The organism is Pseudonocardia sp. Cha107L01, assembly GCF_052566575.1.
On the sequence record NZ_CP199579.1, the window covers coordinates 2,844,629 to 2,861,892 of the forward strand.

Annotated in this window: 19 protein-coding genes and 1 pseudogene; 12 read left to right on the forward strand and 8 right to left on the reverse strand. The window is 70.8% G+C overall.

Annotation, left to right across the window (positions count from 1 at the left end; genetic code table 11):
- Nucleotides 1-27 precede the first annotated feature (27 nt).
- The gene (locus tag ACTXG6_RS13540; RefSeq protein ID WP_445188140.1) at nucleotides 28-786 is read right to left on the reverse strand and encodes a site-2 protease family protein; all 759 of its coding nucleotides are present in this window, start codon (nucleotides 784-786) and stop codon (nucleotides 28-30) included.
- Nucleotides 787-1,094: 308 nt separating this feature from the next.
- On the opposite strand from ACTXG6_RS13540, the gene ACTXG6_RS13545 reads away from it, so the two are divergent.
- Nucleotides 1,095-1,340 (forward strand): WhiB family transcriptional regulator, encoded by a 246-nt coding sequence (locus ACTXG6_RS13545; RefSeq protein ID WP_445189997.1) that lies wholly within the window; start codon nucleotides 1,095-1,097, stop codon nucleotides 1,338-1,340.
- Between the two features lie 298 nt (nucleotides 1,341-1,638).
- Here ACTXG6_RS13545 and ACTXG6_RS13550 read toward each other — a convergent pair whose 3' ends face one another.
- Nucleotides 1,639-2,118 (reverse strand): metallopeptidase family protein, encoded by a 480-nt coding sequence (locus tag ACTXG6_RS13550; protein WP_445188141.1) that lies wholly within the window; start codon nucleotides 2,116-2,118, stop codon nucleotides 1,639-1,641.
- A gap of 58 nt (nucleotides 2,119-2,176) precedes the next feature.
- Between ACTXG6_RS13550 and ACTXG6_RS13555 the strand changes: the two genes are divergently transcribed.
- Nucleotides 2,177-2,524, forward strand: a complete 348-nt coding sequence (locus ACTXG6_RS13555) for a DUF3499 domain-containing protein (RefSeq protein WP_445188142.1) — start codon at nucleotides 2,177-2,179, stop codon at nucleotides 2,522-2,524.
- 147 nt (nucleotides 2,525-2,671) lie between these two features.
- Here ACTXG6_RS13555 and ACTXG6_RS13560 read toward each other — a convergent pair whose 3' ends face one another.
- Nucleotides 2,672-3,271, reverse strand: coding sequence for a TetR/AcrR family transcriptional regulator (locus tag ACTXG6_RS13560; RefSeq protein ID WP_445188143.1), 600 nt, complete (start codon nucleotides 3,269-3,271; stop codon nucleotides 2,672-2,674).
- A gap of 74 nt (nucleotides 3,272-3,345) precedes the next feature.
- Between ACTXG6_RS13560 and ACTXG6_RS13565 the strand changes: the two genes are divergently transcribed.
- The 6 genes from ACTXG6_RS13565 (at nucleotide 3,346) to ACTXG6_RS13590 (ending at nucleotide 9,357) form a co-directional block, all read left to right on the forward strand.
- On the forward strand, nucleotides 3,346-4,206 hold the full coding sequence (locus ACTXG6_RS13565) for an alpha/beta fold hydrolase (RefSeq protein ID WP_445188144.1): 861 nt from the start codon (nucleotides 3,346-3,348) through the stop codon (nucleotides 4,204-4,206).
- The gene (locus ACTXG6_RS13570) at nucleotides 4,203-5,567 is read left to right on the forward strand and encodes a phosphomannomutase/phosphoglucomutase (RefSeq protein ID WP_445188145.1); all 1,365 of its coding nucleotides are present in this window, start codon (nucleotides 4,203-4,205) and stop codon (nucleotides 5,565-5,567) included. Before ACTXG6_RS13565 ends, ACTXG6_RS13570 begins: the two co-directional genes overlap by 4 nt.
- Before the next feature lie 77 nt (nucleotides 5,568-5,644).
- Nucleotides 5,645-5,875 carry a Trm112 family protein gene (locus ACTXG6_RS13575; protein WP_445188146.1) on the forward strand — a complete coding sequence of 77 codons (231 nt, stop codon included), beginning with the start codon at nucleotides 5,645-5,647 and terminating at the stop codon, nucleotides 5,873-5,875.
- A gap of 5 nt (nucleotides 5,876-5,880) precedes the next feature.
- On the forward strand, nucleotides 5,881-7,032 hold the full coding sequence (locus ACTXG6_RS13580; RefSeq protein WP_445188147.1) for a hypothetical protein: 1,152 nt from the start codon (nucleotides 5,881-5,883) through the stop codon (nucleotides 7,030-7,032).
- A gap of 67 nt (nucleotides 7,033-7,099) precedes the next feature.
- A complete protein-coding gene (gene manA, locus ACTXG6_RS13585) occupies nucleotides 7,100-8,365 on the forward strand; it encodes a mannose-6-phosphate isomerase, class I (protein WP_445188148.1) in 1,266 nt (421 codons plus the stop codon).
- Nucleotides 8,366-8,433: 68 nt separating this feature from the next.
- Complete coding sequence (locus tag ACTXG6_RS13590; RefSeq protein ID WP_445188149.1) at nucleotides 8,434-9,357, forward strand: cation diffusion facilitator family transporter; 924 nt, start codon at nucleotides 8,434-8,436, stop codon at nucleotides 9,355-9,357.
- Nucleotides 9,358-9,635: 278 nt separating this feature from the next.
- Here the strand turns inward: ACTXG6_RS13590 and ACTXG6_RS13595 are convergent, their stop codons facing one another.
- The 4 genes from ACTXG6_RS13595 to ACTXG6_RS13610 all read right to left on the reverse strand — a co-directional run bounded on the left by ACTXG6_RS13595 (nucleotide 9,636) and on the right by ACTXG6_RS13610 (nucleotide 13,069).
- A complete protein-coding gene (locus tag ACTXG6_RS13595; protein ID WP_445188150.1) occupies nucleotides 9,636-9,944 on the reverse strand; it encodes a hypothetical protein in 309 nt (102 codons plus the stop codon).
- Between the two features lie 189 nt (nucleotides 9,945-10,133).
- The gene (locus ACTXG6_RS13600) at nucleotides 10,134-10,868 is read right to left on the reverse strand and encodes a gamma-glutamyl-gamma-aminobutyrate hydrolase family protein (protein ID WP_445188151.1); all 735 of its coding nucleotides are present in this window, start codon (nucleotides 10,866-10,868) and stop codon (nucleotides 10,134-10,136) included.
- On the reverse strand, nucleotides 10,865-11,629 hold the full coding sequence (locus tag ACTXG6_RS13605) for a 3-oxoacyl-ACP reductase (RefSeq protein WP_445188152.1): 765 nt from the start codon (nucleotides 11,627-11,629) through the stop codon (nucleotides 10,865-10,867). Before ACTXG6_RS13605 ends, ACTXG6_RS13600 begins: the two co-directional genes overlap by 4 nt.
- A gap of 96 nt (nucleotides 11,630-11,725) precedes the next feature.
- Entirely contained in the window at nucleotides 11,726-13,069 is a 1,344-nt protein-coding gene (locus ACTXG6_RS13610) for a glutamine synthetase family protein (protein ID WP_445189998.1), read from the reverse strand.
- A gap of 298 nt (nucleotides 13,070-13,367) precedes the next feature.
- On the opposite strand from ACTXG6_RS13610, the pseudogene ACTXG6_RS13615 reads away from it, so the two are divergent.
- Nucleotides 13,368-13,824, forward strand: a pseudogene (locus ACTXG6_RS13615) (amino acid permease); the annotation flags it as partial.
- 15 nt (nucleotides 13,825-13,839) lie between these two features.
- On the opposite strand, the gene ACTXG6_RS13620 reads toward ACTXG6_RS13615, so the two are convergent.
- On the reverse strand, nucleotides 13,840-14,265 hold the full coding sequence (locus ACTXG6_RS13620; RefSeq protein WP_445188153.1) for a MarR family winged helix-turn-helix transcriptional regulator: 426 nt from the start codon (nucleotides 14,263-14,265) through the stop codon (nucleotides 13,840-13,842).
- A gap of 169 nt (nucleotides 14,266-14,434) precedes the next feature.
- Here ACTXG6_RS13620 and ACTXG6_RS13625 point away from each other — a divergent pair, with 169 nt between their 5' ends.
- From ACTXG6_RS13625 to fmdA, 3 genes are all read left to right on the forward strand, one after another.
- The gene (locus tag ACTXG6_RS13625) at nucleotides 14,435-15,487 is read left to right on the forward strand and encodes a substrate-binding domain-containing protein (protein WP_445188154.1); all 1,053 of its coding nucleotides are present in this window, start codon (nucleotides 14,435-14,437) and stop codon (nucleotides 15,485-15,487) included.
- A 161-nt stretch (nucleotides 15,488-15,648) separates the two neighbouring features.
- Nucleotides 15,649-15,930, forward strand: coding sequence for an FmdB family zinc ribbon protein (locus tag ACTXG6_RS13630; RefSeq protein ID WP_445188155.1), 282 nt, complete (start codon nucleotides 15,649-15,651; stop codon nucleotides 15,928-15,930).
- A 44-nt stretch (nucleotides 15,931-15,974) separates the two neighbouring features.
- Entirely contained in the window at nucleotides 15,975-17,222 is a 1,248-nt protein-coding gene (gene fmdA / locus ACTXG6_RS13635; RefSeq protein ID WP_445188156.1) for a formamidase, read from the forward strand.
- The last annotated feature ends 42 nt before the right edge of the window (nucleotides 17,223-17,264 follow it).

Below are 17,264 nucleotides of genomic sequence, written 5' to 3' on the forward strand. Positions count from 1 at the left end.
CGGCTGGCGGCACCTGGCGATCCGGCCTCACCGGCGCCAGAACAGGAACTGAGAGTAACCAACGGAGGCGGCCTGGGTGCTCCCGCCGACCCAGGAGAAGAGTACCGACCCCACCTCGAAGAGCACCGAGGAGACCCCGGGGACGCCGATCAGCAAGACGAAGAACACCAGCGGCGCCCACGGCCGGATCTTGTCCGCGGTCGCCCGGGTCTGGTCGGACAGGTACGGCTCGATCACGCCGAAGCCGTCCAGGCCGGGCACCGGGAGGATGTTGAGCAGGAATGCCAGCACCTGGACCAGGGCGAGGTAGGACAGGCCGACGAGCAGACCCACCGGCATCGCAACGAGTTGCACGCTGGCCGCCAACATGATCCCCAGTACAAGGTTGATCAAGGGCCCTGCCAGCGAAACCATGCTCCGGATCGGACGGGAGGGGATCGCCCAGTTGTTGATCCAGACCGCGCCGCCCGGCAGGGGGATGCCGCCGGCGATCAAGAAGATCAGCGGCAGTCCGAAGGAGAGCATCGGGTTGAGGTAGCGACGGATGTCGAGGGTCAGGTAACCCTTATTGGCCACCGAGGTGTCGCCGCCCCGGTAGGCCACCGCCGCGTGCCCGAACTCGTGTAGACACAACGACACCGCCCACCCCCCGAGCACCAGCAGCACCACGCCTGCCGTGATCAAGAGGTCGGTCTGGCCGGTGGCGAGCACTCCACCACACACGGTGACCGCGAGAAGTAGTAGGAAGATCGGGCTGACCGGGGAGCGGAGCTGCTGGTGCGGCACCTCTCCAGTGTGCCGATCAACCATCAACCGGGCGAATTGCCCTCCGCATTCGGTGGCTCCGACTTGACCTATTAGAATCCCCCCGGTGTAATCACAGTGGTGTCATTCGGCGGCCGCGCCGAACCTGGGGGCCGAGCTCCTGAGTGGGGATTCACGGGCGAGGTGTTCTGGGGGAAGGCGGGCGTGGGATGGCCGACGCTGAAGATGGGCGGGTGAATGTGATCGTCGGGGCGGCAGGCCGCAGCGAGCAGGATGACGGGGCCGGCCCCGAAGGATCCGACTTGCTGCCAAGAGTGGAAGCGTTCGAGATGCTCGAGATCGTCGAGGACGCGGACGAAGATGATTGGCAGGACCGCGCGCTGTGCGCGGAGACAGACCCAGAGGCGTTCTTCCCGGAAAAGGGCGGGTCGACTCGGGAGGCTAAGCGGATCTGCACGGGGTGTGAGGTGCGTGCCCAGTGTTTGGAGTACGCGCTGGCTCATGACGAACGGTTCGGCATCTGGGGTGGGCTCTCCGAACGGGAGCGCCGTCGGCTCAAGCGCCGGGCTGGCTGATCTAGGGCTCGGTTGACGCCGAGCCCTAGATCGAGTCTGTCCCCGGGCGGCCAGCCGGGGCCAGCAAGATCGCTCCACCTCGCTCGATCAACCGACCCCGTTCGCCGGTCGGTCTCTTCTCTTCAGTCCATCCTGCGCTGTTTACCCCTGCCCGGTCCGCAGCTCGTGCGGTCCGGGCACTGTGCTGTCCGGCTATCGGGCGTCGCTCCATCGAGTGGTCTTTGAGCGGGGTGGTCCCGAGCCGAGAGGCTCGGCCGGCGGCGCTGCCGCCCCCTCTGCCGGCCGTTCTGGGAACGCGCTAGTTCCCGCCGGCTTCCAGCGAGTCCGGCTCGACACCCAGGTAACAGGCGACCTGCTCGATGAGTACCTCGTGCAACAGGTCCACCAGATCGATCCCGTCCCGCGAGCGCGCCTCCAGCGGCCGTCGGTACAGCACGATCCGCGCGCGGGTGGGCAGTCCCCGGCGGTCCACGCCGGCCGGCACCAGCTGGGCCAGCGGGACTCCGAGGTCTTCGACCACCTCCGGCGGCCAGGTGGTCGCCTCCGGATCGGTCTGCTCGATCTCCGGCACCATGTCGACCGCGAGGTCCAGCTCGGTCAGCTCGTCGCCCCAGCGCTCCTCGATCGGCTCCAGGGCCTCGAGCACCATGTCGTCGAACCGTTGAGCACGATTTTTGAAGACCGGGGCGGTGACCGGATAGCGCAGACCGCGCAGGCCCCGACCCCGCCGGTCCCGGTGTGGCGCGCGACCCTTCGGGCCCGTTCGTACTGACCTCACGGGGTGAGGGTACGCGTCGTTGCGACGTCCCGTGCGTAACAGGAGATATGGTCGCCCCGTGCGGGATGTCCGGGGGTGTTCACGCAGCGGGTGTACCGAGCTCGCGGTGGCGACGTTGACTTATGTCTACGCCGAGTCCACTGCTGTGGTCGGACCGCTGGCGACGCAGGCTGAGCCGCACTCGTACGACCTGTGCGCCGCGCACGCAAAGCGACTCACCGTGCCGCGCGGGTGGGACGTGGTGCGGTACGAGGGGGAGATGCCGTTGCCGCCGCCGTCACCGGACGAGCTCACCGAGCTGGCCGAGGCGGTCCGGGAAGCCGGCCGGGCGGTCCAGACCGGCCACTCCACGCCGGCCATCAGCACCGGCCGACACCTCCGGGTACTCCGCGGCCTGGACGACTGACCCGCACTCCGTAGCCGCCGCCGCGACCGCAGCCCTACCTCCCCGCCGCACAGACCGCCCACCCGCGGCACAGACCCCGCAACGCCTGTGCGGCACGCAGCAGGTCTGTGTCAGCCGAGTTCGCGGCTCCGGCGGGCTCCGGCGCGATCAGGTGCGCAGGCCGTCCAGCATGGACAGCATGGCCGGCTCGACCTCGGCTCTGGCCTGCTCCGGGTTCTCCGCGTGCGCGATGAGCTGGGCGGCCTCACCGACCGCGGCCAGCAGCAGGTGCGCCAGCGGGCGGGGCTCCTGGCGGCGCAGCGCTCCGGCGGCCATCGCGTACTCGAGGCCATTGATCACCAGTCCGAGCCCGTAGCGCTCGTCCACCCCGCGCCAGCGCGCCCAGCCCAGCACGGTCGGCGCGTCCAGCAGCGTGATCCGCAGCACCGCCGGCTCCATGCACGCGTCCAGGAACGAGCGCATCCCAATGATCAGCAGCTCGACCGGGTCGGCGGTCCCCGACTCGGCGGCGGCGGCCATCCGGCTACCGATCGCCGCCATCGTGTCCTGTTCCAGGCGCTCGTGGACGGCCGCGAAGAGCTCGCGCTTGTCGGTGAAGTGGTGATACAGCGCGCCCCGGGTGAGCCCGGCCTCGCGCACCACGTCCTCGGTGCCCACCGCCGCGTAACCCCGGCTGGCGAACAGCTCGGTGGCTACCGCGAGCAACTGGGCACGGGTGGCCTCGGCGCGCTCTTCCCTGGATGACATACCGGCTGTATGTTAGCGTCAGATTCACATACAGCTTGTATGTGAAAGTGGAGATCAAGAGACCAGGAGGCGTCATGCACGAGCTCGAACTGCCCCAGGGCACTGTGCGCTACACCGACACCGGCGGTGCGGGCCCGGTTGTGGTCCTCGTGCACGGCGCGTTCGTCAACGGTGAGCTGTGGCGGGACGTGGTCGGACCACTGGGCCGGGTCGCCCGGGTCGTGGTGCCCGAGCTGCCGCTGGGCTCGCACCAGGTTGCGCTGCGCGCTGATGCCGACCTCACGCCGCCGGGGGTTGCCCGGTTGCTCGCCGACCTGCTGGCCGCGCTGGACCTGCGCGAGGTGACCCTGGTCGGCAACGACACCGGCGGCGCGATCTGCCAGTTGGTCGCCACCGCGCACCCGGAGCGGCTGGCCAAGCTGGTGCTGACCAACTGCGACGCCTACGAGAACTTCCTGCCACCGGCGTTCCGCTACCTGCAGCTGCTGGGCCGTCTCCCCGGCGGCATCTGGCTGCTCGCCCAGTCCTGCCGCTCGCGCGCGGTCCGCCGGCTGCCGTTCGCGTTCGGCTGGCTGTCCGCGACCCCGGTGAACCGGGAGCGCTCCGACGCCTGGGTCCGGCCGGTGCTCGACGACAAGGGGGTCCGCCGGGACGTGTCCAAGGTGCTGCGCGGCATCTCCAGCCGCTACACCCTGCGGGCAGCCGAGCAGCTGCGCGAGTTCCACCGGCCGGTCCTGCTGGCCTGGGGTCGCCGGGACCGGTTCTTCAAGCCGGCCTACGCCGAGCGGCTGGCCGGCGACATCCCGGGGGCCCGGTTGGTGTGGTTCGAGAACGCCGCCACATTCGTTCCGGTCGACGCGCCGGAGCAGTTGGCGGCGCTGATCGCGGACTTCGTGCATCCCGCTGGAAAGGGAGCCGATAGGCTCGTCGGGTGACCGAGTCGGGAGTCTTGGACCTGTCCGCGATCGTCAAGGCCTATGACATCCGAGGGGTGGTCGGCGAGCAACTCGACGCGAACGTCGCCCGTCGGTTGGGTGCCGGGTTCGCCCGGGAGGCCGGCGGCCCCGCGGTGGCGATCGGGCGGGACATGCGGGAGAGCTCGCCGGGGCTGGCCGCCGCGTTCGCCGAAGGCGTGACCGGGCAGGGCGTCGACGTTATCGACATCGGCCTGGCCAGCACCGACCTGCTCTACTTCGCGGCCGGCCGCCTGGACGTACCCGGCGTGATGATCACCGCCAGCCACAACCCGGCCCGCTACAACGGCTTCAAGCTGTGCCGGGCCGGCGCGGTTCCGATCGCCGAGGACTGCGGCCTGCTGGAGATCCGGGCCGACGCCGAGCGCGGGCTGCCGGCCACCGACGTCCCGGTCGGCAGCGTCACCGAGCGGAACGTGCTCGCCGACTACGCGGACTACCTGCGCAAGCTGGTCGACGTGTCCGGCATCCGGCCGCTGCGGGTGGTGGTGGACGCCGGCAACGGGATGGCCGGCTACACGGTGCCCGAGGTGTTCGCCGGGCTGCCCGTGGTCCTCGTCCCGCTGTACTTCGAGCTGGACGGCACGTTCCCGAACCACGAGGCCAACCCGCTGGACCCGAAGAACCTGGTCGACCTGTGCGCCAAGGTGGTCGAGGAGGGCGCTGATCTCGGGTTGGCCTTCGACGGCGACGCGGACCGCTGCTTCGTGGTCGACGAGCGCGGCGAACCGGTCAGCCCGAGCGCGATCACCGCCCTGGTCGCGGTGCGCGAGCTCGCCCGCGAGCCGGGCTCACCGGTGATTCACAACCTGATCACCTCAAAGGCCGTGCCGGAGATCATCACCGAGCACGGCGGCATCCCGGTGCGCACCCGCGTCGGCCACTCGTTCATCAAGCAGACGATGGCCGAGACCGGGGCGATCTTCGGTGGCGAGCACTCCGCGCACTACTACTTCCGGGACTTCTGGCGGGCCGACTCCGGGATGCTCGCCGCACTGCACGTGTTGGCCGCGCTCGGCGAGCGGGACTGGCCATTGTCCAAGCTGATGGCCGACTATGGTCGGTACGCGGCCTCCGGCGAAGTCAACTCCACTGTGGCGGACCCGGCTGCTCGGATCACGGTGGTCAAGCAGCACTACGGCAGTCAGGCAGGGGTGCGGATCGACGAACTCGACGGGCTGACGGTGGAACTGCCAGACGGGTCCTGGTTCAACCTGCGTCCGTCCAACACCGAGCCGCTGCTGCGGCTCAACGTGGAGGCCGCGGACGCGGCGGCGGTCGCGGCCCTGCGCGACGACGTCCTGGCCCTTGCCAGGGCCTGACCGACGGATGGGACGCCGCACCTGATCGGACGCGCACGCGACTAGACCGGACGCGACTACACAGAAAGGGGTCGACCGTGGCCGTCGAGCTCGATCCACAGTTGTTGGAAATCCTCGCCTGCCCGTCGCCGGACCACGCCCCCCTGCGGGTGGGGACCGAGGCCGACCCGGATGCCGAGGTTCTGACCTGCACGGCCTGTGGTCGCCGCTATCCGGTGGTGGACGGTGTGCCGGTCCTGCTGCTGGACGAGGCGCAGCTGCCGCAAGCGCACGGTGATGCCCCGGACGGTCCACCGGGCGAGAAGTGATCGCGGTGCTCGACGACAGCCTGCTGGAGGATTCGGCTGCGTTGGCCGAGGCGGATACGGCCGGGCTGCTCCGGTCGGCCGCAACCGCCGGCGCCCAGTTCCGCTCGACCGGGCAGGCGGCGGCCGAGGCGGGTGTCGCGACCCTGGAGGGCAGCCGGCCAAGAGCCCTGGTTCTGCTGATCCGGCCGGGCAGCTCGGTCTACGCGGTGCCGCTGGTGAACGCGCTGCTCGGGCCGGCCTGCCCGGTGCCTGTCGTGGTCGCCACGGAGGCGCCGAGCTGGATCGGCCCGCTGGACGTGCTGGTGGCGCACACCGCCGATGCGGCGGACCGCGAGCTGGCCGACTCGGTGAGCCGCGCGGTGCGACGCGGCTGCGAGGTGGTGCTCTCCGCGCCGGGTGAAGGCCCGATCGTGGCGGCCGGCGCCGGTGCCGCCCGGCTGCTCGAGCCCCGCGTCCCGGTGCCCGCCGGACTGGACTTCCCGCGCGCGCTGGCCACCCTGCTGGTCACCGTGACAGCTCTCGGCCTGCTCAAGGCGGACCTGGAGGAGCTGGCCACCGACCTGGACCGGGAGCTGGAGCGCGACCACCTCTCGCACGAGTCGTTCGTCAACCCCGCCAAGGCGCTGGCGTTGCGGCTGGCCGACCACACCCCCCTGCTCTGGGGCGTCGACGCGCCGGGCACCGCGGTGGCGCACTATGCGGTGGCGACGCTGGCCGCGCACGCGGCGGTCATCGGGCACGCCGCCGATGTGGCGGAGGCGGCCAGTGCGACCGGGCTGCAGCGGGTGCTGGCCCGTCCGGTCCAGGCGGACATCTTCCACGATCCGTTCGACGACCCGGTAGAGGCGACCGGCGGCGGCGCCGCACTCCCCGCGCCGCCCCGGATCCTGCTGCTGGCCACCGAGGAGACCGATCCCGCCGACGCTGTGATGCGCCACGCCGGACGGGGCTGGGCCTCGGCGGACACGCTGCATCTGGTGGAGGAGATCCCCCCGGGCACGCCGAACGCTGTCCTGCGGCGGGCGGCGCTGCTCGCCACCCGGTTCGACCTGGCCGCCCTCTACCTGGGCCTGGCCGGTCGCGTACTGGGCTCGGATCTCAACACCGACCTCGACACCGATCCGGATGGGGCAAGACAACTTTCCGGGCCGGCGTAACCGCCGCTCGAATAGTCATGATCGAGTATTCCGCCCGCCCCCTTGAGCAGCTAGATTTCGGAGAACGATGGAGCTACTGGACAACCCGGTGCGCAGGTACGCGTGGGGCTCCCGGACGGTGATCGCCGGCTTGCGGGGCCGTGAAGTGCCGTCCCCACACCCCGAGGCGGAACTGTGGCTCGGTGCGCACCCGGGTGACCCGTCCTACCTGCTCGGCCCCGACGGTCAGCGGCGGTCGCTGCTCGACGAGATCACCCGTGATCCGGACGGCCGACTGGGTGAGAACAGCGCGCGGCGTTGGGACCAGCGGCTGCCGTTCCTGTTCAAGGTGCTGGCCGCGGACGAGCCGCTGAGCCTGCAGGCGCACCCCGACATGGCGGGCGCGGCGGCCGGTTTCGCCAGGGAGAACGCCCAGGGAATCGCCCTGGACGACGCGCACCGCAGCTACAAGGACCCGAACCACAAGCCCGAACTGGTCGTCGCGCTGACCGAGTTCCATGCGCTGACCGGGTTCCGGGAGCCGGCGGTGACCGTCGAGCTGCTCCGTGAGCTGAACGTGCCGCAGCTGGCCGCGCACGTCGAACTGCTCGCCGGGCAACCCGACCAGCACGGGCTGCGGGCGCTGTTCAGCACCTGGATCACCCTGCCGCAGGCGGTACTGGACAAGCTGGTCCCGGCCGTGCAGGAGGGTTGCGTGGCCCTGCTGCGCCGGGCCGGCGCCGACGGCCAGTCCGGTACCGCGAGCGGCGTCGGCCGGTTCCGGGCCGAGGTGCGCACCGTGCTGGATCTCTCCGAGCGCTATCCAGGGGACGCCGGGGTGCTCGCCGCGCTGCTGCTCAACCGGGTCACCCTGGCCCCCGGCGAGGCGCTGTTCCAGGACGCCGGCCTGCTGCACGCCTACCTGTCCGGCGCGTGCATCGAGCTGATGGCGAACTCGGACAACGTGCTGCGTGGCGGGCTGACCCCGAAGCATGTGGATGTACCGGAGCTGCTGCGGGTGCTGCGTTTCGAGGCCGGCCCGGCACCGAGGGTGACCGGCGTGACCGACGGCCCGATCACCCGGTACGACACGGCCACCGAGGAGTTCCGGCTGTGGCGCCTCGACTGGGCCAACGGCAATGCCGGGGACATGGTCTCGCTGCCGGCGAGCGGGCCGAGAATCGCGCTGTGCACCGTCGGTTCGGTCAAGGTGGCCGCCGGTTCGGGCCACTCGCTGACCCTGCGCCGGGGCGACTCGGTGTGGCTGGACGCCAAGGATGTCGAGGTGAAGGCCGCGTCCGTGGACGGGCAGGCCCAGCTGTTCGTGGCCACCGACGGGTTAAGCCGTCCCTAGGGACGGGCGCGAACGGCTATCTTTCGATCTTCGCCAGGCAGTGGGCTGAGCCACCGAGGAGCACCAGCATGTCCGCCGGATCCGGTACCCGAGCGATCATCGCCGCCCTCGCGGCCAACGCCGGGATCGCGGTGGCGAAGTTCGTCGGCTTCCTGTTCACCGGGTCGTCCTCGATGCTCGCCGAGTCGGTGCACTCGCTGGCGGACACCTCGAACCAGGGCCTGCTCCTGCTGGGCAAGAAGCGCGCCCAGCGGGAGGCGACGCCCGAGCACCCGTTCGGCTACGGCCGGGACCGGTTCTTCTACTCATTCGTCGTCGCCCTGCTGCTGTTCACCCTGGGCGCGGTGTTCTCGCTGTACGAGGGCGTGCACAAGGTCCTGGAGCCGGCGCCGATCACGAGCCCGATCGTGGCGATCGTGATCCTCGGGGTGGCCGTACTGCTGGAGTCCTACAGCTTCCGTACCGCCATCCACGAGTCCCGGGACCTCAAGGGTGACCGTTCCTGGTGGCGGTTCATCCGGGAGGCCACCGAGCCGGAGCTGCCGGTGGTGTTGCTGGAGGACTTCGGTGCGTTGATCGGCCTGGTACTGGCGCTGCTCGGGGTGGGCCTCACGATGCTCACCGGCAACGGCATCTGGGACGGCATCGGCACGGTCGGCATCGGCCTGCTGCTCGGCGCCATCGCGGTCGTCCTGATCATCGAGATGAAGAGCCTGCTGATCGGCGAGGGCGCGGACCCGACCACCGTGCGCCTGATCACCGAGGCGCTCGAGGCCGGCCGGGTGGAGCGGGTACTGCACCTGCGGACCCAGTACCTCAGCCCGGACGAGCTACTGGTCGCCGCCAAGATCGCGCTCACCCCGGCGCTGCGGCTCGAGGACGTCGCCCAGGCCATCGACGACGCCGAGCAGCGCATCCGGGCCGCCGTCCCCGCCGCCCACCTGATCTACCTGGAGCCCGACCTGGACCGCACCAAACCCGCGAGTCGCTAGATTCCGCGGGCCGAGTCGCTAGATTCCACGGGTCAGGCCGGTCAGGCCGGTCAGGTCGGTGAGCGCAGGGCGAGCAGGTCGCCGACCCGCTGGCTGGTCTGGGCCGCGCCGATGTCCTCGGCACCCAGTCGGAGCGTCTGCCAGCCGTGGCCGGCCAGTATTGCGTCCCGCTGTCGGTCGGCGTCCGCGCGCCGCCGGTTGAAATGGGTCGACCCGTCGTACTAGAGGGCGAGCTTCGCGTCCGGATAGGCGAGGTCGACACGTGCCAGTACGAAGCTCTACTCGTCCAGGATCCGGTACTGCACGTGCGGGGCCGGCAGGCCCGCGCGTACCAGGCCGACCCGGTAGGTGAGGTCGGCCGGTTCTGGGGAGCCGTAGTACACGGTCAGCCCGGGGTGCGACCGGGTGTTACGGGCGACGAGTACCTCGGCCGGCGCTGCCGAGGGGGCGCAGTCGGCGCCGAGCAGCAACGCGGCGGAGTACCCGGCGACCACCCCGTGCTGGCCGCGGACCAGCAGGTATGCCGCCTTCGACCGAGTGCTCAGATCGTCTGGGTGTTCGGCCCTGGCGTAGACGTTCGGGAACACCCGCCGGTACCGGGGACCGCGCAGTTGGGCACGGGTGACCAGCCCTGCCGCAAGCGCCTCGGTGCCCCGGAAGTTCGACGGCCGCGGACCCGGAGTCGGGACCGGGAGTCGGATACGCCGGTCGGCCGGGTGTGCTGAGAGGCCCGACTCGGTGTGCTGAGAGGCCCGACTCGCGGAGATGGGAACGGGTCAGGCCGGGCGGCGGCGAGCCCAGCGGGCGGCGGCGACGAATGCCTCGAACAGCGCCTGGGTGTCCGGGCCTTCTTCGGGGTGTGCCTGCACGCCGACCACGAACCGCGCGGACGGGTCCTCGGTGCCCTCGATGGTGCCGTCCGCCGCCCAGGCGACCGCCTTGAGCCCGGTGCCGACCTGGTCGATGCCCTGGTGGTGGGCGCAGGCCAGCGTCGCGGACTCGCCGAGGGCGGCGGCCAGCCGGGTGCCGGCGGCAATCCGGATCTCGTTCGCGTCGTAGTGACCGGGGTTGCGGGGCGCGTGCCCGGGCAGGTGCTGGTGCAGCGAACCGCCCCTGGCCACGCTGAGCAGCTGCGCGCCCCGGCAGATCGCCAGTACCGGGATGCCGCGCTCCTCGGCGGCGGCCAGCGCGGCCAGCTCAGCCTCGTCGCGGGCCGGCCGGGCCGGCTGGGTGGCCGCGTCGCGCGGTGCGCCGTAGCGCGCCGGGTCGACGTCCGGGCCGCCGGTGAGCAGCAGCGCGTCCACCCGGGCCAGCACGTCCGGGATCGCCGACGGCACCGGTGGCAGCAGGATCGGCGCCCCGCCGGCGTCGGTCACCTGCCGCACGTAGGTCCACGGCAGCAGCGCGGCCGGCACGTCGTTCCACACACCCCACACGGCCGGCTCGTGGTAGCTGGTCAGCGCGATCAGCGGCCGGCCACCGGACACCGGCTCGGTCACAGTGCCGGTCACAGGGGCGTCGTGTAGGCGCTGGAGATGCCGCCGTCGACCAGGAACTCCGAGGCGGTGATGAACGAGGAGTCGTCGCTGGCCAGGAACGCGATGGCGGCGGCGATCTCGGTGGCCTCGCCGAACCGGCCCATCGGCACGTGCACCAGCCTGCGCTGCGCCCGCTCCGGGTCCTTGGCGAACAGCTCCCGCAGCAGCGGCGTGTTGACCGGCCCCGGGCAGAGCGCGTTGACCCGGATGCCCTCGCGGGCGAACTGGACGCCCAGCTCGCGGGTCATCGCCAGCACGCCGCCCTTGGACGCGGTGTAGGAGATCTGCGAGGTGGCCGAGCCCATCACCGCGACGAACGAGGCCACGTTGATGATCGAGCCCTTGCCGGCCCGCTGCATGTACGGCAGGACGGCCTGGCAGCACAGGTACACCGAGGTCAGGTTGACCTCCTGGACCCGGCGCCAGGCGTCCAGCCCGGTGGTCAGGATCGAGTCGTCGTCCGGCGGCGAGATGCCGGCGTTGTGCAGCGCGATGTCGATGCGCCCGTAGGTCTCGTCGGTCGTGGCGTAGATCCGCGTCACGTCGTCCTTCGAGGTCACGTCCGCCTGCACGGCGAGGCCGCCGACCTCTTTCGCGGCGGCCTCCGCGCCGGCGGCGTCGATGTCCACGCACACCACCCGGGCGCCCTCGGCGGCCAGCCGGCGCGCGGTGGCCAGCCCGATCCCGCTACCGGCGCCGGTGATCACTGCTACTCGATCTTCAAGCCTGCTCACGTCGCTAACCTAATGCCCCGGTACGGTCGTACGAAATGTGGATTTGCGCACCAGCCGCACCAGTCGTACCGGGCCACCAGGTCCCCCGCCAGCGGCTCACAGGCGTTCGAAGCCGCGCATCTTCTCCCAGTCGGTGACCGCCGCATCGAACGCGGCCAGCTCGATCCGCGCCATGTTGGCGTAGTGCGCCACCACGTCCGCACCGAAGCAGTCCAGCGCCAGCTTCGACCCCTCCCACTCGGCGAGCGCCTCGCGCAGCGTGGTCGGCACGGTCGGCGCCCCCGAGGTGTAGGCGTTGCCGACGACCGGCTCCTGCAGCGGCAGCTCGTTCTCGATGCCGTGGAGCCCGGCGGCGATCACCGCGGCCAGCGCGAGGTGCGGGTTGACGTCGCCGCCCGGCAGTCGGTTCTCCACCCGCAGCGACTGCCCGTGCCCGACGAGGCGCAGCGCGCAGGTCCGGTTGTCCAGGCCCCAGGCCACGGCGGTCGGCGCGAAGCTACCCAGCGCGAACCGCTTGTAAGAGTTGATGTTCGGTGCGTAGAGCAGCGAGAACTCGCGCAGCGCCGCGAGCTGACCGGCCAGGAACTGCTCGCCGATCGCGGACATCGAGCCGTCCGGCGCGGCCATCACCGGGTTGTTCTTGGCGTCCCGCAGCGACATGTGGATGTGGCAGGAGTTGCCCTCGCGGGCGTCCACCTTCGCCATGAAGGTCAGCGAATGCCCCTGCTGGGCGGCGATCTCCTTGGCGCCGTTCTTGTACAGCGCGTGGTTGTCGGCGGTGACCTGCACCTCGTCGTAGCGGAACGCGATCTCCTGCTGGCCGAGGTTGCACTCGCCCTTGGCCGACTCCACGTACAGCCCGGCACCGGTCATGCCCGAGGTGATCGCGTGCAGCAGTGGCTCGATCCGGGAGGTGCCCAGGATCGAGTAGTCGATGTTGTACAGGTTGGCCGGGGTGAGGTCGCGGTAGCCGGAGCGCCAGGCGTCCTCGTAGGAGTCCCGGTAGACGATGAACTCCAGCTCGGTGCCGGACAGCGCGTGCCAGCCGCGCTCGGCGAGCCGGTCGCGCTGCCGCTGCAGCACCTGCCGGGGTGAGGGCCGCACCGGCTCCCCGGTGGTCAGCCTCAGGTCGGCGAACACCAGCGCGGTGCCCGACTGCCAGGGCACCCGGCGCAGGGTGCTGAAGTCCGGGACCAGCTCGAAGTCGCCATAGCCCTGCTCCCACGAGGTGAGCGCGTAGCCGTCCACGGTGTTCATCTCGACGTCCACGGCGAGCAGGTAGTTGCAGGCCTCGGCGCCGTGCGGCAGCACCTCTTCCATGAAGTACCGGGCCGCACAGCGCTTGCCCTGCAGCCGGCCCTGCATGTCCACCAGCACGAGCAGCACGGTGTGGATCATGTTGGTGTCGATGGCCGAGCGCAGCTCACCGATGGTCATCATGCCCGCGCGGTGATCGTGTATGGACCCGGTCTCGTTCAGCGGTCCCGAAGTTTTCTTCACTCGCGCTCCCCACGTGGCTCTGCATCCGACCAGTTCGTCGATACTGCCCTGCCGGCGCGGTGTGCTGAACCTTTTGCGCCCGAAGACCGGCCGGCGAGGGCCGGCCCAGTCCCAGATCAAGTCCAGCTCAGGACTGCTGACCTCAAGTGGGTGGCCCGGTGGCGTCCGGCGGATGGCGGGGGACAGACAGTCGCGAGTCAAGTCGATCGAACAGTCCATTGCGGATACCGACGAGCCGCTGGTGCTGCTGCTCGGGCAGACCCGGGTGCTGTTCGCGATGTGCCGCGACGGGCTGATGCCACGCCGACTGGCCCACACCGGCTCCCGGGGCACGCCGACCCGGATCACCCTGTTGGTCGGCGTGGTGGTGGCAATCGCGGCGACGTTCTTCCCGGCCAGCAGCCTGGAGGAGATGGTCAACATCGGCACGCTGTTCGCGTTCGTGCTGGTCCATCGGGGTCATGGTGCTGCGCCGCACCCGGCCGGACCTGCCGCGCGCGTTCCGCACGCCGCTGGTGCCGCTGATCTTGATCCTGGCCGTGCTGGCCTGTGCCTGGCTGATGCTCAACCTGAGCGTGGAGACCTGGCTGCGGTTCGTGGTCTGGATGGCGATCGGCTTCGTCGTCTACTACGCCTACGGTCGCGGGCGCTTCCGCTTCGCCGTCGGTCCGGCCGAACGCTCCCGTTCGCGCTGACCCGCCGAAGGGGGCTCAGGTGAGGCGGTCCAGCAGCCTGGACAGCAGATCGGCCAGGTGGGCGGCGTCGCGGTCGCCCAGGACATCGGCCAGCTCCCGCTCGGCGACCGCCACGTCGGTGCCGACCAGGTGGTAGAGGTCCGCGCCGCGTGAGGAGAGGAACACCAGAACCCGCCGGCGATCCTCGACGTCCACCCGTCGGTACACCAGGGTGCGGTCGATCAACCGGTCGATGATCTTGGTCAGGGTCGGGGCGGGGACCATCGCGAAGCCGGCTATCTCGCTCATCGGGTGCCCGGAGCCATCCGCCAGCAGCGTGAGGACCCGCCACTGCTCGGCGTTGATGTCGGCGGTGCGCAGCGCGGACTCGATCCGGCGGGCCACTCGACGCTCAGCCTGGGCGAGCAGTCCCGCCAGTGAGGTCTGAACTGGAACTGACACGCGTTCTCCGCCTTTCGCCGCACAACCCGTTCAGGATAAACATTTCCGAAACGAAGTAGCGCCAGAATGGGGGCGTGACCTCGACCAGCCTTCGGCGGCGGTGGTGACCGCCCGAGCCGAGCGACGACCGGCGCCGGAGCCAGCGCCGGCCCGCCGGGCGGACCCGGGCGTGCTCGAGGTCGCCTTCGTGGTGCCGCTGCACGGCCCGGCCGGCATGTTCGGCCCGTCCTGTGAGGCCTGCGGCCGGCTGGCCGAGGAGGAGATCAACGCCGCCGGCGGGGTGCTCGGCCGGGAGTTGCGGCTGCGCGTGGTCGACGGCGGTGCGGCCCCCGGCGAGGTGGCCGCGAAGGTCGCCGGGCTGATTTCCGACGAGTCGGTCGGCGCGGTCGCCGGCTGGCACATCTCGGCGGTCCGCCAGCGGATCGCGCCGCTGGTCGCCGGCCGGGTGCCCTATGTGTACTCCCCGCTGTACGAGGGCGGCGAGACCACTCCCGGGGTGTTTCTCGCCGGCGAGACGCCGGGCCGCCAGGTGCTGCCCGGGCTGCGCTGGATGGCCGCTGAGCTGGGCATCCGTAGCTGGTGCATCGTGGGCGACGACTACGTCTGGCCGAGGGTCTCGGCGGCAGCGGCGCGCCGGTACGCACCGAGCTGCGGCGCGCTGATCGCCGACGAGGTGTTCGTGGAGCTGGGCACCCAGAACTTCGACGCGGTGCTGCGGCGGGTGGCGCGCAGCGGGGCGGACGGGGTTCTGATGTTCCTGGTCGGCTCGGACGCGGTGCAGTTCAACCGGGCGTTCGCCGCGGCCGGGCTGGACGCGACCTGCGTGCGCTTCAGCCCGCTGATGGAGGAGAACATGCTGCTGGCCACCGGGGCGGCCAACGCGGTCGGCCTGTACGCCTCGGCCGGCTACTTCGAGTCCCTGCCCACGACGGACAGCCTGGACTTCTCCGCCCGCTACGTCCGCCGGTTCGGGGTGGATGCGCCCGCGCTGAACTCGCTGGGTGAGTCCTGCTACGAGGGACTGCTGCTGCTGGCCCAGCTCGCCGAGCGGGCCGGCGGGATGGACCCGGCCAGGATGACCGCCTCGGCGGAGGCACTGGCCTACTCCGGGCCCCGCGGCGACGTCCGGATGCGTGGCAACCACCTGCTCCAGAACGTCTACCTGGCCCACGCCGACGGCCTCGAGTTCGAGGTGCTCGCCGAGCTGACCGCCGGCGTCTGAACAGCGTCCGGCCGGTACCGGGCCGCGACCCTTGACGTCGATGGCTCACATGAATACTTTCTAATGACACTATTTCTTATGACAGCATGCGGCGGTGGGTACCCGGGCCGGGCGGCCGGTCTCGCGGTACCCGGGTCGAACAGGGTGAGAGGGGTGGCGCGGTGCCGACGTACGGCTTCCGGTGCGGGCGATGCGGACCGTTCGACGTGCGGCGCGCCATGGCCGATCTCTCCGAGCTCGAGCGCTGTCCGCACTGTGCGGAGCCGGCCTCGAGGGTGTTCGGTGCGCCGGCCCTGCGCGCGGGCGACCCCGGCATGCGCCGTGCGCTGGACGCCCAGGAGCGCAGCGCGCACCAACCGGCCGTGGTGACGTCGACACCGCCGTCCCGCCGCCGGACCCCGGTCAGCACCGACCCCCGGCACGCCCGGCTGCCCCGCCCCTGAGCCAGTACCTCGTCCCTGATCCGCACCTGCTTCGGAGGTTCGCCATGCCCGACGTCGTCTTCAGTGTCGACCAGGCCCTGTCCATGGCCGAGCAGGCGGTGCCCGGCCACAACCGCTGGCACCCGGACATCCCGCCGGCCGTGCGCGTACGCCCCGGCCAGGACATCCGGGTGGAGTGCCGGGAGTGGACCGACAACCAGATCGGCAACAACGACTCCGCGAACGACGTCCGGGACGTGGACCTGACCAGGGCGCACATGCTCAGCGGGCCGATCTACGTGGAGGGCGCCGAGCCCGGCGACCTGCTCGTGATCGACATCCTGGACCTCGGCCCGGTGCCGCAGCAGGTCGGCCCGTCGCCCGGCCAGGGCTGGGGCTACACCGGGATCTTCTCCAAGGTGAACGGCGGCGGCTTCCTCACCGACCGGTTCCCGGACGCGTACAAGGCGATCTGGGACTTCTCCGGCCAGTCGTGCACCTCGAGGCACATCCCGAACGTCAAGTTCACCGGCATCACCCACCCCGGCCTGTTCGGCACCGCCCCGTCGGCCGAGCTGCTGAGCAGGTGGAACGCGCGGGAGCGGGCACTGATCGCCACCGATCCGGACCGGGTGCCGCCGCTCGCCCTGCCGCCGCTGGTGGATCAGACGCTGCCCGGCTCGGCCACCGGGGACGTGGCCGCCGCGATCGCCGCCGACGGCGCGCGCACCGTGCCGGCCAGGGAGAACGGCGGCAACCACGACATCAAGAACTTCACCAGGGGCAGCAGGGTGTTCTACCCGGTGCACGTGGCCGGCGCGCTGTTCTCCGGCGGGGACCTGCACTTCAGCCAGGGCGACGGTGAGATCACCTTCTGCGGTGCCATCGAGATGGGCGGGTTCATCGACTTCCACGTCGACCTGATCAAGGGCGGGATGGCCACCTACGGCGTCACCACCAACCCGATCCTGATGCCGGGCAACGTGGAGCCGCGCTACTCCGAGTTCGTCACCTTCATCGGCATCGGGGTGGACCACACCACGGACACCCAGCTCTACAACGACGCCACGGTGGCCTACCGCAATGCCTGTCTGAACGCGGTCGACTACCTGACGAAGTTCGGCTACAGCGGCGAGCAGGCCTACCTGCTGCTGGGCGCGGCGCCGATCGAGGGCCGGGTCAGCGGCGTGGTGGACATCCCGAACGCGTGCTGCTCGCTGTACCTGCCGACGGCGATATTCGACTTCGACATCAAACCGTCCGCCGCTGGTCCGGTCACCGCCGACAGAGGAAGCTGTGCGGTGAGTTCGTGACCGAGCTCGCCAGCACGGACACAGCCACCGAGCGAGGAGACG

What these genes read in the sequence shown, in the direction of transcription:
- ACTXG6_RS13545 (WP_445189997.1), top strand. Translation starts at nt 1,095, where the DNA reads ATGCTCGAGATCGTCGAGGACGCGGACGAAGATGATTGGCAGGACCGC.
- ACTXG6_RS13560 (WP_445188143.1), bottom strand. Translation starts at nt 3,271, where the DNA reads ATGTCATCCAGGGAAGAGCGCGCCGAGGCCACCCGTGCCCAGTTGCTC.
- ACTXG6_RS13565 (WP_445188144.1), top strand. Translation starts at nt 3,346, where the DNA reads ATGCACGAGCTCGAACTGCCCCAGGGCACTGTGCGCTACACCGACACC.
- manA (WP_445188148.1), top strand. Translation starts at nt 7,100, where the DNA reads ATGGAGCTACTGGACAACCCGGTGCGCAGGTACGCGTGGGGCTCCCGG.
- ACTXG6_RS13590 (WP_445188149.1), top strand. Translation starts at nt 8,434, where the DNA reads ATGTCCGCCGGATCCGGTACCCGAGCGATCATCGCCGCCCTCGCGGCC.
- ACTXG6_RS13610 (WP_445189998.1), bottom strand. Translation starts at nt 13,069, where the DNA reads ATGATGACCATCGGTGAGCTGCGCTCGGCCATCGACACCAACATGATC.
- fmdA (WP_445188156.1), top strand. Translation starts at nt 15,975, where the DNA reads ATGCCCGACGTCGTCTTCAGTGTCGACCAGGCCCTGTCCATGGCCGAG.